The organism is Microbacterium sp. bgisy207 (genome assembly GCF_965345035.1).
Classification (GTDB): domain Bacteria; phylum Actinomycetota; class Actinomycetes; order Actinomycetales; family Microbacteriaceae; genus Microbacterium.
Window position 1 is genome coordinate 25,991 of sequence record NZ_CBDRMG010000003.1, and the last position, 14,808, is coordinate 40,798.

Genomic DNA, 14,808 nt, shown 5'->3' on the forward strand with positions numbered 1-14,808 from the left:
TCAGGACAGAAGTGCGGAGCGAAGGGTGTCGAGGCCGACTCCGCCGATATCGAGCGCCCGCTTGTGGAAGGCCTTGATGTCGAAGGCGTTGCCCTGCCGTTCGGCCACGGTGTCGCGAAGCTGCTCCCAGATCCGCTGCCCGACCTTGTAGGAGGGTGCCTGTCCAGGCCAGCCGAGATAGCGGTTGACCTCGAACTGGATGAACTCATCCGGCATGTTCACATTCCTGCGCATGAACGCCAGTGCGTAGTCGTGGTCCCACACGCCGTCGCCATCCAGGCGCGGCTTGCCCAGGTGCACACCGATGTCGAGGACGACGCGCGCGGCCCTCATGCGCTGGCCGTCGAGCATGCCCAGTCGATCAGCCGGGTCATCGAGGTAGCCGAGTTGCTCCATCAACCTCTCCGCGTACAGCGCCCACCCCTCGGCGTGTCCGGACGTCCCGGCGAGCAGGCGCCGCCACGAGTTGAGCTGCGCTCGGTTGTAGACCGCCTGGGCGATCTGCAGATGGTGACCCGGCACACCCTCGTGGTACACCGTGGTGAGTTCGCGCCACGTGTCGAACTCTTCGACTCCCTCCGGAACCGACCACCACATGCGGCCGGGGCGAGAGAAGTCATCGGTGGGACCGGTGTAGTAGATCCCGCCCTCGCGCGTCGGAGCGATCATGCATTCGAGCGTGCGAATCGGCTCGGGGATGTCGAAGTGGGTCTTGCCCAGCTCGGCGACCGCGCGATCGCTTGTCTGCTGCATCCAGGCCTGCAGGGCTTCGGTGCCGTGCAGTTTGCGGGAGGCATCCTTCTCGAGGAACGCGACGGCCTCCTCGACGCTCGCCCCGGCAAGGATCTCACCGGCGATCTCCTCCTGCTCGGCGACCATCCGTGCGAGCTCCTCGATGCCCCACTCGTACGTCTCGTCGAGATCGATCGTCGCGCCGAGGAAACGCCGCGAGTGCAGCGCGTAGAGCTCACGACCCACGCCATCCTGCTCTGACGCCGCGGGGGCGACCTCGGTCGCCAGGACGTCGGCCAGTTCCTCGTATGCGACGCGCGCGGCGCCGGCCGCATCGGACAGGTCCCGTGCGAGGGATGCCGGGAGCTGCCCTTCTGTCGGCGCCGCTTCTGCAGTGAACTCAGCGAAGAAGCCGCGATCACTCGTGTAGCGGCCGATCTGGGTGACGACCTCGCGCACCTGGCGTTGCGCCGGCACGATGCCCTCTGCAACTCCCGCACGCAGTGTCTCGATGTACCCCCGCACAGCCTCTGGGACCGCTCCCAACCGTGCCGCGATGACTGACCAGTCATCGGCCGTGTCGGTGGGCATCAGATCGAAGACGGACCGGATGTCTTGCGGCGGTGAAGCGATCACATTGAGGTCGCGAAGGTGCCACCGCGCGTCATGAAGCTCCAGATCGAGCTCGAGCTCACGCGTGAGATCTGCTTTCGTCACGCGATCGATGTCGTCGACGGGATCAGCGCTGCGAAGTTCGGCGAGGGTTCGGCGGGCTTCGTCGGCGAGTGCGTCCGCTCCTGCGGGCGAATAGTCGCCATAGCGTGCGTTGTGCTCGGAGCGACCGATGTAGGTCGCGAGGGTGGGGACGCGCTCGGCGAGCGTGTCGACCCACGCGTCTGCGATCGCATCGATGGGCGTGGCAGATCGAGGGGCGTCAGTCATGCGATCGAGCCTAGCCAGTGAGAGCCGTTAGTGCCCGGCCTGATTCCAATCGCCACCCCGGCCGACTTCGACATCCAGCGGGACGGAGAGCGTCGCCGCACCCGCCATCTGTTCCCGCACGATCCGCTCGGTGGCCTCCCACTCCCCCGCCGCGACCTCCACGACGAGTTCATCGTGGATCTGCAGCAGCACGCGCGAACGCAGTCCGCTGTCGCGGAGGTCCTGGTGAATGCGCAGCAGCGCGATCTTCATGATGTCTGCCGCGCTCCCCTGAATCGGCGCGTTGAGTGCGGCGCGCTCCGCGTTCTCTCGAAGGACGCGATTGGGGCTCGTCAGGTCGGGGAAGGGCCGGCGCCGGCCGAAGATCGTTTCGGTGTATCCATCGATCCGAGCCTTCTCGACGGAGGCGCGCAGATAGTCGCGCACGGCACCGAACCGCGCGAAGTACTCCGTCATCAGCTGCTTGGCCTCAGCCTGCTCGATTCGCAGCTGCTTGGACAGCCCGAACGCCGACAATCCATAGACGAGCCCGTACGACATGGCCTTCACCTTGGTGCGCATCTGCGCGGTGACATCCGCGGGGTCGACCGCGAAGACCCGAGCTCCGACGAATCGGTGAAGATCCTCCCCCGAATTGAATGCTTCGATGAGCCCCGGGTCCTCCGACAGGTGCGCCATGATACGCATCTCGATCTGCGAGTAGTCGGCGGTCAGGAGCGTCTCGTAGCCGTTGCCGACGACGAAGGCGGAACGGATCCGTCGACTGTCATCGGTGCGGATCGGGATGTTCTGCAGGTTCGGGTCGGTACTCGAGAGCCGTCCCGTCTGGCTCCCGGTCTGCACGTAGGTGGTGTGGATGCGTCCGTCGGAGCCGATCGCGGCATCCAAAGACTCGATGATCTGGCGCAGCTTCGTCGCTTCTCGGTGCTGCAGCAGCAGACCGAGGAACGGATGCGGGTTCGTCTCCTGCAGGTCGGCCAGCACGGCCGCATCCGTCGAGTAGCCTGTCTTCGTCTTGCGGGTCTTCGGCAGTCCGAGTTCCTCGAAAAGCACCTCTTGCAACTGCTTCGGAGAACCGAGATTGACCTCGCGTCCGATCGTCTGGAAGGCCTCGGCCGCGATTGCGTCGGCGCGCGCGCCCAACTCGACCGAGAATCCCGCCAAGCGTTCGTGGGAGACGGCGACCCCGTCCAGCTCCATATCCACGAGAGCGTCGAGCGTCGGCAACTCGATGTCGCGCAGCACGTTCATGACCACGTCGGGGAGTTCGGTACGCAGCGCAGCGGCGACGCGGAGCGTGAACCATGAGAGCTGACCCGGTGTGGCACCCTCGGTCTCCGGCAGGAGCTGTGTCGGGTCTGCTTCCGGCAGTTTCTCGCCCAGGTAGCGGTCGACGAGATCGGCGAGGGTCTTGTCAGGGAAGCTCGGTCGCAGCAGCCAGCCCGCCAGGGCGGTGTCGAACACGACGCCGCCCACCGACAGGCCTGCGCGGCGCAGCATCTTGATCTGCGGCTTCGCGTCGGCGAACACCTTGGGACTATCCGATGCGAGCCACGGTGCCAGCCTGTCGGCGCATGCCTTGCTCCAGGTGGTTTCGGCGACCTCGCCCTCTCGGGCGAACCCCAGGCGGCCGGGCAGCGCCGCCTGCCCCGACAGTCCCGCATCCGGGACCACGGTGATCGCGACCTCGCCCGGCTCCCCCGCGAGCCAGGCAGCCAGAGCTTCCGGCTCCAGCTCGGCCGCGGCGGGCACCACGACGGTGGATGCGGGCGCCGCAGGCTCCTCGCCGCCGAACGCCTCGAAGACCCGCGGGAGGAGGGTACGGAACTCCAGGCGCGCGAAGATGTCGCGCACGCTCTGCGCGTCCATCGCGGTCACGGCCAGATCCTCGGGGCCGACGGGCAGCTCGACGTCGCGCAGCAGTCGGTTGAGCGCGCGATTGCGCTTGACGTCCTCAAGGTGTTCGCGGAGGTTGTTCCCGACCACCCCCGTCACGCGGTCGGCGTTTTCGAGAAGCGCATCGAGGGACCCGAACTGCGTGAGCCACTTGACAGCGGTCTTCTCCCCCACCTTGGGTACGCCGGGGAGATTGTCACTGGTTTCGCCGACGAGAGCGGCGATGTCCGGGTACTGCTCCGGCGGGACCCCGTATCGCTCTCGGACCGTCTCCGGGTCGTAGCGCTTCAGCTGTGACACGCCCTGGACGCTCGGATACAGGAGGGTGATGCGGTCGTCGACGAGCTGGATCGTGTCTCGGTCGCCCGAGCAGACGAGAACGTCATAGCCGGCGTCTGCCCCGCGAGTGGCCAGCGTGGCGAGGATGTCGTCCGCTTCGATGTCCTCCTGCTGGAGCACAGTGATGTTCATCGCGCGGAGGCAATCCTGCAGGAGGGGGATCTGGCCCTGGAACTCCTGGGGCGTCTCGGCGCGATTGGCCTTGTACTCGGAGTACTCCCGGGTGCGAAACGACTGGCGCGACGTGTCGAACGCCACCGCGACGTGCGTCGGCTTCTCGGCCTTGAGCAGGTTCACGAACATCGAGAGGAAGCCGTAGATCCCGTTCGTGTGCTGGCCGTCTTTCGTCGTGAAGTTCTCGACGGGGAGGGCGAAAAACGCCCGGAAGGCGAGCGAGTGGCCGTCGACAACCAGGAGGGTAGGCTTCGAGGAGTCCGTCACCCTGTCAGCCTACTCACGGCATCCGACAGCATTTCCCCACGAAGGTGGTCATGAGCACGCAACACCCGGCAGACGTCAACGGCATGGAATGGGCTGCGCGGCGGGGCATGGGAACTCTCGCCAAGAAGATGGGGATGGAGTTCCTCGAGTTCACCGTCGACCGCTCAGTGGCAACGATGCCGGTCGAGGGGAACACCCAACCGGTCGGCCTCATGCACGGCGGCGCGTACGTGGTGCTTGGCGAGTCCCTCGGCTCGATGTCTGCGAACCTCTGGGCGGGTCCGGGCCGATTGGCCGTCGGCGTCGACATCAACGCCACACACACCCGTTCTGCCCAGTCCGGCCTTGTCACCGGCGTCTGCACGCCACTGCACCTGGGCCGGAGCATGACGGTCCACGAGATCGTCGTGACCGATGATCAGGGCCGCCGCTGCTCCACCATCCGGATCACGAACCTCATCAAGGACGTGCCGCTGCCCGAGGAGTTGACGCGTCCCGAGGTGTGAGTCGATCTCGCGAAGGCTAGGACTTCTTCGGCGCCAGCTGCTCGATGATCGCCTTCGCGACATCCTGCATCGTGAGCCGGCGATCCATCGACGCCTTCTGGATCCAGCGGAACGCTTCGGGTTCGGACAGGCCCATCTTCTCGTTGAGCAACCCCTTCGCCCGGTCGACGAGCTTGCGGGTCTCGAACCGCTCGACCATGTCAGCGACCTCAGCTTCGAGCGTGAGGATCTGCTCGTGACGTGCCAGGGCGATCTCGATGGCGGGAAGCAGGTCGTTCGGGGTGAACGGCTTGACGACGTATGCGAGGGCACCGGCCTCGCTCGCGCGTTCCACGAGCTCCTTCTGGCTGAAGGCCGTGAGCAGGACGACCGGAGCGATGTGGTTCTTGTTGAGCTTCTCGGCAGCCGAGATACCGTCCAGCTGCGGCATCTTGACGTCCATGATGACCAGGTCCGGCCGCAGCTCGGTCGCGAGTTGCACAGCGCTCTCGCCGTCACCTGCCTCACCGACGACGTCGAATCCGTTGTCGCGCAGAATCTCGACGATGTCCAGCCGGATGAGGGACTCATCCTCGGCGACGACGACACGACGGGGGGTCTGGGCGGCGGACGTAGCGGCCTGATCTTGCTCTGTCACCTTTGAATCCTACGGTATCGTCAATGCGGACGTACCCGGCCGGTGTGGCGGAATGGCAGACGCGACCGACTCAAAATCGGTTGCCCGAAAGGGCGTGTGGGTTCGACTCCCACCACCGGCACGTGAGGAAGGCCGCGACCCGCCAGGGTTGCGGCCTTCCTCACGTCACGATGGCGAGGCTTGGGAAGAGCTATGCGCCGAAGTATTGGTTGCCGAGTGCCTTGCTCTTGAGCGCATCGAACTCGCCCTGTGAGATCGTGCCGGCATCGAGGAGCGCCCGCGCACGCTCGATCTCCGCCGCTGGGTCGGCGGCAGCTGCCGGGCGGTAGCCGTCGTTTTCCGGAACGACCCCACGACGGATGCTCGCGCGCGCAGCCATTCCGCGGCCTCGGGCGATGACGTACACGAGGGCCGTCAGGAACGGCACGAGGATCAGGAAGACGATCCACAGCGCTTTCCATCCGCCGGCGAGGGTGTGATCGCGGAACAGATCGATGATGATCAGCGCCACGACGTAGATGTACGCGGCGATGTAGAACATCACGAGCGCGAACCAGAAGATCTCCCAGATGCCGAGCACGGCTACCTCCGAACGGTGAAGCGGTCGCGCTCAGCCTAGTGCTGAACGCGACCGCTCATCGGCGTCAGAGACGAAGGTCAGTTGCCGACCTGGTAGGCAGGGGCCTTCCCGTGCACCGCGTCGCCCACCTTGTGGATGCGGATGTCGTTCGTCGTCCCCTCGATTCCGGGAGGCGAGCCGGAGATGACGACGACCTTGTCGCCGACCTTGGCCAGGTCGTTGGCAAGGAGGTAGTCATCCACTTGGATGAACATCCGGTCGGTGTGAGGAACGTGCTCGACGAGAGTCGACTGGATCCCCCACGTGACCGCCATCCGGCGACGGATCGCCGGATCCGGCGCGAACGCGAGCATGGGGATCTTCGGCCGCAGACGGGAGAGCCGCCGTGCGGAGTTGCCCGATTCCGTGAACACGCAGAGGAACTTCGCCTCGACGAAGTCCGCGACCTCGTTGGCGGCGAGCGTGATGATGCCGCCCTGCGTGCGGGGTTTGGTGTGGATCGGCGCGATTCGCTCGAGGCCGTGTTCCTCGGTGGACTCGATGATGCGGGCCATGGTCTGCACGACGACGACGGGGTACTCCCCCACGCTGGTCTCACCGGAGAGCATCACGGCATCCGCCCCGTCCAGGACGGCGTTGGCCACGTCGCTGGTCTCCGCGCGCGTGGGCACGGGATTGGTGATCATGGACTCGAGCATCTGGGTGGCAACGATGACCGGCTTGGCCATGGCGCGGCAGAGCTCGACGGCACGCTTCTGGACGATGGGGACGGCCTCGAGCGGAAGCTCGACGCCCAGGTCGCCACGAGCGACCATGATGCCGTCGAACGCGTCGATGATCTCTTCGAGGTTCTCGACCGCTTGCGGCTTCTCGATCTTCGCGATGACGGGGATGCGTCGACCCTCTTCGGCCATGATCACGTGAACACGCTGCACGTCCTTGGCGTCACGCACGAACGAGAGCGCGATGAGGTCAGCGCCGGTACGAAGGCCCCACCGCAGATCCGCCTCGTCCTTCTCAGAGAGCGCGGGGACGTTGACCGCGACGCCGGGGAGATTGATCCCCTTGTTGTTCGAGACCATACCGCCGACGATGACTTCGGTGGTCACGACGGTCCCGTCGGTTTCGACGACCTTGACGCGCACCTTGCCGTCATCGATCAGGAGGAAATCTCCCGGCTTCACGTCCGCGGGCAAGCCCTTGAACGTCGTGGAAACGATCTCTTTGGTTCCCGGGACATCCTCGATCGTGATCTTGAAGATGTCACCGGCTGCAAGCTCGTGCGGCCCGTCCTCGAACCTGCCGAGACGGATCTTGGGGCCCTGCAAGTCCACGAGGACCGCGACGGCGCGCTGGGCGTCATCGGCAGCCTTGCGGACGTTGGCGAAGTTGTTCTCGTGAACCGAGTAGTCGCCGTGGGAGAGGTTGAAGCGGGCGACGTCAACGCCGGCGTCGATGATGGCGCGAACCATCTCGTACGTCGAGGTTGCCGGGCCCAAGGTTGCGACGATCTTCGCGCGTCTCATCCGAGTGTGCTCCGTTGTTTGCGTGATGCAGGCAGAGGCCTGCGGGTACAGGCAGGGGCGGGCCCAGCCTACGCGTGCGCCACACCGATGGCGACATCCGTCGGGTGAACAGGAGAGGGAAGCTCCGTGTCGCCCATGAGATATCGATCAACGGCTGCGGCTGCCGCGCGTCCTTCGGCGATCGCCCAGACGATCAGGGACTGACCGCGGCCTGCGTCACCGGCCACGAACACCCCCGGATGCGTCGTCTGGTAATCGTCCTCACGGGCAACGTTGCCGCGTTCAGTGAATCTGGTGCCCAACTGCTCTTCGAGAAGGAGCCGCTCGGGTCCGGTGAATCCCATGGCGATCAGGACGAGATCCGCCGGGATCTCGCGTTCGGTGCCGCTCTTGGGGACACGTCGCCCGTCCACGAACTCGGTCTCCGCGACGCGCAGCGACTGCACTTCGCCTGCCTCGTTGCCGAGGAACTCGACGGTAGAAGCCAGGTACATGCGCTCCCCGCCCTCCTCGTGTGCGGACTGCACTTCGAAGAGGGTCGGAGCCATCGGCCACGGCTGCGCGTCGGGGCGTGCCTCGGGAGGACGTCGCCCGATCGCGAGGTTCGTGACGCTGAGCGCGCCCTGCCGGTGCGCCGTTCCGATGCAGTCCGCGCCGGTGTCGCCCCCACCGATGACGATGACGTGCTTGCCCTCGGCCGTGATCTGGTTCGGGACGGCATCCCCGGCGACGGCATGGTTGGACTCGACGAGATACTCCATCGCGAAGTGGACGCCCGCCAGATCACGCCCCGGGATGGGGAGGTCGCGGGGAACCGTCGCCCCGGTGGCCACCACGACGGCGTCGTATCGAGCACGAAGCGCATCCCACGTGATGTCCGTACCGATGTTCACTCCGGCGCGAAAACGAGTGCCCTCGTCCTGCATCTGGCGAAGCCGCGACTCCAGGTGCCGCTTCTCCATCTTGAAGTCCGGGATGCCGTAGCGCAGCAGGCCGCCGATGCGGTCGTCGCGTTCGTACACGGCGACCGTGTGTCCTGCTCGCGTGAGCTGCTGTGCGGCCGCAAGACCCGCGGGACCCGAGCCGACCACGGCGACGGTCTTGCCGGTCAGTCGCCCGGGCGGCTTGGGCTCGACCCAGCCGTTTGCGAATGCTTGATCGATGATCGAGACCTCGACCTGCTTGATGGTCACCGCGGGCTGATTGATTCCCAGCACACACGCGCTCTCGCAGGGCGCGGGGCACAAACGCCCGGTGAATTCGGGGAAGTTGTTCGTCGCGTGCAAGCGCTCGATCGCTGCACGCCCCTCCCCTCGCCACATCAGGTCGTTCCACTCCGGGATGAGGTTGCCGAGGGGGCACCCTTGGTGGCAGAAGGGAATGCCGCAGTCCATGCAGCGTCCCGCCTGCCGGCGGAGCACAGCGCTGTCGCCGGGCTCATAGACCTCTTTCCAGTCCATGATGCGCACCGCAACGGGGCGGCGTGCGGGCAGCTCCCGCTCGGTTACCTTCAGAAAGCCCTTGGGATCAGCCACCGGTCACCTCCAGGATGCGGGTCCAGACGACATCGCCGTCGGGGTCGAGGCCTTCGTCGACGGCCTCCTGTCGGGTTCGCAGCACTGCGGCGTAATCGCGGGGCACGACGCGAACGAAGTGGGACACCTCTTCGTCGAACCGCTCGAGGAAGCCGGCCGCGAGTGCCGAACCGGTCTGCTCCACATGCTGTACCAGCAGGTCGCGCAGCATTTCCGCATCCGCCGAGCCGAGCGGGCCCAGCTCCAGCTCGCCGCTTGCCAGTGCCTCACGGTTCACGAGGTCGGTGTCCAGGCGATAGACGTACGCCGTCCCCCCCGACATACCGGCGCCGAGGTTACGGCCCGTGGGGCCCAGGATGACGGCGAGTCCACCGGTCATGTACTCGAGCGCGTGGTCACCGACGCCCTCGACCACGGCGGTCGCACCGGAGTTGCGGACCAAGAAGCGCTCACCGACAACGCCGCGCAGGAAGAGTGTGCCCTGCGTGGCGCCGTAGCCGATCACATTGCCGGCGATGACGTTCTGGGACGCGTCGAAGCTGGCACCCTCCGGGGGGCGGATGACGATCTGGCCGCCCGACAGGCCCTTCCCGACGTAGTCGTTCGAGTCGCCGGTGAGGCGGATCGTGATCCCCGCCGGCATGAACGCGCCCAGGGACTGGCCCGCCGAGCCCGTCAAGTTGATCGTGATCGAGCCGGCCGGAAGCCCGTTCTGGCCCTGCGCCTTGGTGACGTGATGGCCGAGCAGCGTGCCGACGGCGCGCGCCGTGTTGCGCACGGGAAGGTCGATCGTGATCTGACCGCCGTGCGCGATGACATCCTGCGCCTTCTCGATGATCGGCACGTCGAAGTGCTCGTCGAGTTCGTGGTCCTGGGGACGCAGATTCCGTCGCGGCTCATCGTCGGCGAACGCGGGGCCCTCCAGAACCGGAGACAGGTCCATGCCGCTCGCCTTCCAATGCGCGATCGCCCGGTTCGTGTCGAGCAGCTCGTGATGGCCGATCGCCTCGTCGAGCGAGCGGAAGCCAAGCTCTGCAAGATACTCCCGCACCTCCTGCGCGATGAACTCCATGAAGGTCTCGACGAACTCCGGCTTGCCCGTGAACCGAGACCGCAGGACGGGGTTCTGAGTGGCAACGCCCACGGGACACGTGTCCAGATGGCACACGCGCATCATGATGCAGCCCGACACGACCAGAGGCGCGGTCGCGAAACCGAACTCCTCGGCTCCCAACAGCGCGCCGATGATGACGTCGCGACCCGTCTTGATCTGCCCATCGACCTGCACGACGACACGGTCCCGCATGCCGTTGAGCATCAGGGTCTGCTGCGTCTCGGCCAGACCCAGCTCCCACGGGGTCCCGGCGTGCTTGAGCGAGTTCAACGGGCTCGCACCGGTGCCGCCGTCGTGCCCCGAGACGAGGATGACGTCGGCGAGAGCCTTGGCGGTGCCCGCGGCGACGGCTCCGATGCCCGACTGGCTCACCAGCTTCACGTGGATACGAGCCTGCGGATTGGCGCGCTTGAGGTCGAAGATGAGCTGCTTGAGGTCTTCGATCGAGTAGATGTCGTGGTGGGGCGGAGGCGAGATGAGACCGACACCTGCCGTCGCATGACGTGTCCGCGCCACCCAGGGGTACACCTTCGTGGGGGGCAGCTGCCCGCCCTCGCCCGGCTTCGCGCCCTGTGCGAGCTTGATCTGGATGTCATCGGCCTCGGTGAGGTAGAGGCTCGTCACGCCGAACCGTCCCGAAGCCACCTGCTTGATGGCGCTGCGACGCTCTGGATCGAGCAACCGGTCGACATCCTCGCCGCCCTCGCCGGTGTTGGACTTGCCACCGATCCGGTTCATCGCGATCGCGAGCGTCTCGTGCGCTTCCTTCGAGATGGAGCCGTAGCTCATGGCGCCCGTCGAGAATCGCTTCACGATCGCCGATACCGGCTCGACCTCATCGATCGGCACAGGCTTTCGCACGCCCGTGCGCAGGCGGAACAGACCCCGAAGCGTCTTGAGCTCGCTGGCCTGGTCGTCGACGAGCTTGGTGTACTCGCGGAAGATGTCGTATCGGCGTGTCCGAGTGGAGTGCTGAAGACGGAAGACGGTCTCGGGGTTGAACAGGTGCGGCGAGCCGTCGCGACGCCACTGGTACTCTCCACCGGTCCACAACCGCTCGTGGGCGCGTTCTGCCTCATCCTCGGGGTAGGCGTAGGCATGACGGGCACGCGTCTCAGCCGCGATGACGTCGAGTCCGACACCGCCGAGCTTGGTCTCCGTGCCCGTGAAGTACGCGTCCACGAAGTCCTGCGACAGACCGACAGCCTCGAACACCTGAGCGCCCGCGTAGGACGACACCGTCGAGATTCCCATCTTGGACATGATCTTCAGCACGCCCTTGCCGAGCGCGTAGATGAGGTTCTTGACGGCCTTTTCCGGCGTAAGCCCCGTGATGTAGCCCGCACGCACGAGGTACTCGACGGTCTCCATCGCCAGGTACGGGTTCACCGCTGACGCGCCGTAGCCGAGCAGGGTCGCAACGTGATGCACCTCGCGCACGTCGCCGGCCTCGACCACCAGTCCCACCTTCATGCGGGTCTCACGCCGGATGAGGTGGTGGTGGATGGCGGCGACCATCAGAAGCGAGGGAATCGGCGCGAGGTCCTTGTTGGAGTCGCGGTCGCTGAGCACGATGTACTCCGCGCCGTCCTCGATCGCCTGGTCCACCTCGCTGCACATCTGGGCGATGCGCTTCTGCATCCCCTTGTGCCCCGCCTCGACGCGGTACAGCCCGCGGATGGTGACCGAGGAGCGCCCGGGCACGGCCGTGTCGATGTGCTGGATCTTCGCGAGTTCGTCGTTGTCGATGACCGGGAAGTCCAGGGTCACGGTGCGCGTGTGCTCCGGCCCCCACGCCAGCAGATTGCGCTCCGGCCCGATTCCCAGAGACAGCGACGTCACCACCTCTTCACGGATCGAATCCAGCGGCGGGTTGGTCACCTGCGCGAACTGCTGCGTGAAGTAGTCGAACAGAAGGCGCGGCCTGTCGCTGAGGACAGCAACGGGTGTGTCGCTCCCCATCGCGCCGAGCGGCTCGGCACCCTTTTGCCCCATGGGGGTCAACAGGATGCGGACCTCTTCCTCCGTGTAGCCGAACGTGCGCTGGCGACGGGTGATGGAGGCGATCGGGTGCACGATGTGCTCGCGTTCGGGAAGCTCGGCCAGCCGAACCCGGCCCGCGTCCAGCCACTCCTGCCACGGCTGCATGGTGGCCAGGTCACGCTTGATCTCGTCGTCCTCGATGATTCGGCGCTGAGCCGTGTCGACGAGGAACATCCGACCGGGACGCAGGCGTCCGCGCCGCTTGATCCGTTCGGGGGCGAAGTCGAGCACGCCGGTTTCGCTGCCGATGACCACCAGGCCGTCGGTCGTCTCCGTCCAGCGCCCCGGGCGCAGCCCGTTGCGGTCCAGCGTCGCTCCGACGAGAGTGCCGTCGGTGAAGATCAGCGCGGCGGGGCCGTCCCACGGCTCCATCTGGATGGCGTGATAGTCGTAGAACGCGCGCAGAGCGGGGTCCATCCCCGCTTGCTTCTCGTAGGCCTCGGGCACCATCATCATGACCGCGTGGGGCAGGCTGCGGCCGGTGAGTGTGAGCAGCTCGAGAACCTCGTCGAAGGATGCCGAGTCGCTGGCGCCGTCCGTGCAGATGGGCAGGAGCGGGCGGATGTCGCCGATGAGCTCCGATTCCAGCTGTGACTGGCGGGCGCGCATCCAGTTGCGGTTGCCGTTGACGGTGTTGATCTCACCGTTGTGCGCGAGCATGCGCAGCGGTTGGGCGAGCCGCCACGACGGGAAGGTGTTGGTCGAGTAGCGCGAGTGGACGACAGCCAGCTCGGAGGCGAACCGCTCATCCTGCAGGTCGGGGTAGAAGGGCTCCAGCTGCAGGGTCGTGACCATTCCCTTGTAGCCGAGCGTGCGTGCCGACAGCGACACGAAGTAGGCGCCCAGTTCCGTGCGGCTGCGCTTGCGGAGCCGGTAGGTCCGGCGGTCCAGAGCGATCCCCGACAGCGCGGGGGCATCCCCGACGGCGGGGCGAGCGACGAAGAGCTGCTCGAAGGCGGGACGCGCCTCGAAGGCGAGCTTGCCCAGGTGCGCGTCATCCGTGGGCACCTCACGCCAGCCGAGGACCTCGAGGTTCTCGCTGGCGGCGATCCGTTCGATCCCGGCCTTTTGCTCGAGCCGTGCCTCGTTGTCGAGCGGGAGGAAGACCATGCCCGCCGCGTACTCTCCCATCGGCGGGAGGTCGAAGTCCACGACGGCACGCAGGAAAGCATCCGGCATCTGGGTGAGGATGCCAGCTCCGTCGCCGGTACCGGCGTCCGAACCGATCGCACCACGGTGCTCCAGGTTGCGAAGCGCCGTCAGGGCGAGATCGATGATGTCGTGGCCGGGCTCCCCGCGAAGGGTAGCCACCATGGCGAGACCGCATGCGTCCCGTTCGAAGTCAGGGTTGTACATCCCCTGCTTGGCGGGGAAGCCGGTTTCGCCAGTGGCGATGCGACGGGGGCTCGATGCCATTCCTACCGTCCTCACATTGATGCTCATGATGGGACGACGTCGGCCCGGCTGTGGGTGGTGAACGCGGTGATCGGTTCTGTGTGTGCTACTCCGGTGATCGGATCACTGCGGCCGTGGGGTGCTTGTGGCGCCGGCGGCGACTTCGGGTGCCGGTGGTTCGCTGACGTCGACGAAGTCGGGAGTGTCCTGCGATTGTACAGTGCCTTTCGCGCCGGGCTCGCGCCCGGGAACGTAGGGTGACGGCTCGCGGCCGGGATGACGGCGCTTCTGAACGATCATGATGCCAAGCCCGATCAGGACTCCGAAGATCGCCGCCCACACGTTGGTGCGGATGCCGAAATAGATCTCGCTCGGATCGATCCGGATCGATTCCCAGACGATCCGCCCGGCGCTGTACCAGATGAGGTAGAGCCCGAACAGTCGGCCCCACTGCAGCGCGAAACGACGCCCAGCCCATAGCAGCACGGCGGCGCCCAGCAGGTTCCAGATCATCTCGTAGAGGAACGTCGGGTGGAACAGCGTCCCCGGTGCAAGCCCGGGCGGGAAAGCGGGGTTGGTCGATTCGATCTCGAGGCCCCACGGCAGGTCTGTGGGGAGCCCGAACAGCTCGTGATTGAACCAGTTGCCGAGTCGTCCGAGGGCCTGCGCAATGATCAGACCTGGCGCCAAAGCATCGGCGAATGACCAGAATCTGATGCCCGTCCACCGGCAGCCGAGCCACGCGCCGACGGCACCGCCGATGAGGGCGCCGTAGATCGCGATGCCGCCTTCCCAGATCCGGAAGACCGCCCAGAAGTCCGCGCCCTCTCCGAAGTAGAAGCCCGGGTGGGTGAGGACGTGGTAGATGCGTGCGGCGATGATGGCCAGGGGAACCGCGAGAAGGGCGATGTCGATCACGACCCAGTTCTCGGCCCCGCGCTTGGTCAAGCGGTAGTTGGTCAGCAGGACTGCGACGACGATGCCCGTGATGATGCACAGCGCGTAGAAGTGGATGGTGAACGGACCCACGGGGAACGAACTGATGTCGGGACTGGGGATGCTCGTCAGAACGTTCTGGGAAGCGGTGATCATGTCGATCGTCCTCGGTTGGTCGGGCGCCGA

Annotated in this window: 9 protein-coding genes and 1 tRNA gene; 2 read left to right on the plus strand and 8 right to left on the minus strand. The window is 66.2% G+C overall.

Features of this window, described 5'->3' with window-relative positions:
* Together ACSGC5_RS03270 and polA are read right to left on the minus strand one after the other, a co-directional pair.
* Positions 1–1,674 (minus strand): DUF885 domain-containing protein, encoded by a 1,674-nt coding sequence (locus tag ACSGC5_RS03270; RefSeq protein WP_434969181.1) that lies wholly within the window; start codon positions 1,672–1,674, stop codon positions 1–3.
* 27 nt (positions 1,675–1,701) lie between these two features.
* The gene (gene polA, locus ACSGC5_RS03275; protein WP_434969182.1) at positions 1,702–4,350 is read right to left on the minus strand and encodes a DNA polymerase I; all 2,649 of its coding nucleotides are present in this window, start codon (positions 4,348–4,350) and stop codon (positions 1,702–1,704) included.
* 50 nt (positions 4,351–4,400) lie between these two features.
* Between polA and ACSGC5_RS03280 the strand changes: the two genes are divergently transcribed.
* Positions 4,401–4,856 carry a hotdog fold thioesterase gene (locus ACSGC5_RS03280; RefSeq protein ID WP_434969183.1) on the plus strand — a complete coding sequence of 152 codons (456 nt, stop codon included), beginning with the start codon at positions 4,401–4,403 and terminating at the stop codon, positions 4,854–4,856.
* A 16-nt stretch (positions 4,857–4,872) separates the two neighbouring features.
* Here the strand turns inward: ACSGC5_RS03280 and ACSGC5_RS03285 are convergent, their stop codons facing one another.
* The gene (locus ACSGC5_RS03285) at positions 4,873–5,493 is read right to left on the minus strand and encodes an ANTAR domain-containing response regulator (protein WP_434969184.1); all 621 of its coding nucleotides are present in this window, start codon (positions 5,491–5,493) and stop codon (positions 4,873–4,875) included.
* Positions 5,494–5,531: 38 nt separating this feature from the next.
* On the opposite strand from ACSGC5_RS03285, the gene ACSGC5_RS03290 reads away from it, so the two are divergent.
* Positions 5,532–5,614: transfer RNA gene (locus ACSGC5_RS03290), tRNA-Leu, on the plus strand.
* Positions 5,615–5,683: 69 nt separating this feature from the next.
* Here ACSGC5_RS03290 and ACSGC5_RS03295 read toward each other — a convergent pair.
* The 5 genes from ACSGC5_RS03295 to lgt all read right to left on the minus strand — a co-directional run bounded on the left by ACSGC5_RS03295 (position 5,684) and on the right by lgt (position 14,778).
* The gene (locus ACSGC5_RS03295; RefSeq protein WP_434969410.1) at positions 5,684–6,034 is read right to left on the minus strand and encodes an SHOCT domain-containing protein; all 351 of its coding nucleotides are present in this window, start codon (positions 6,032–6,034) and stop codon (positions 5,684–5,686) included.
* Positions 6,035–6,150: 116 nt separating this feature from the next.
* Positions 6,151–7,599 (minus strand): pyruvate kinase, encoded by a 1,449-nt coding sequence (gene pyk / locus ACSGC5_RS03300; RefSeq protein ID WP_434969185.1) that lies wholly within the window; start codon positions 7,597–7,599, stop codon positions 6,151–6,153.
* Positions 7,600–7,667: 68 nt separating this feature from the next.
* Positions 7,668–9,134 carry a glutamate synthase subunit beta gene (locus ACSGC5_RS03305; protein ID WP_434969186.1) on the minus strand — a complete coding sequence of 489 codons (1,467 nt, stop codon included), beginning with the start codon at positions 9,132–9,134 and terminating at the stop codon, positions 7,668–7,670.
* The gene (gltB, locus tag ACSGC5_RS03310) at positions 9,127–13,707 is read right to left on the minus strand and encodes a glutamate synthase large subunit (RefSeq protein WP_434969187.1); all 4,581 of its coding nucleotides are present in this window, start codon (positions 13,705–13,707) and stop codon (positions 9,127–9,129) included. The genes ACSGC5_RS03305 and gltB overlap by 8 nt, the downstream gene beginning before the upstream one ends.
* Positions 13,708–13,809: 102 nt before the next feature.
* Positions 13,810–14,778, minus strand: coding sequence for a prolipoprotein diacylglyceryl transferase (lgt, locus tag ACSGC5_RS03315; protein WP_434969188.1), 969 nt, complete (start codon positions 14,776–14,778; stop codon positions 13,810–13,812).
* Positions 14,779–14,808 lie beyond the last annotated feature (30 nt).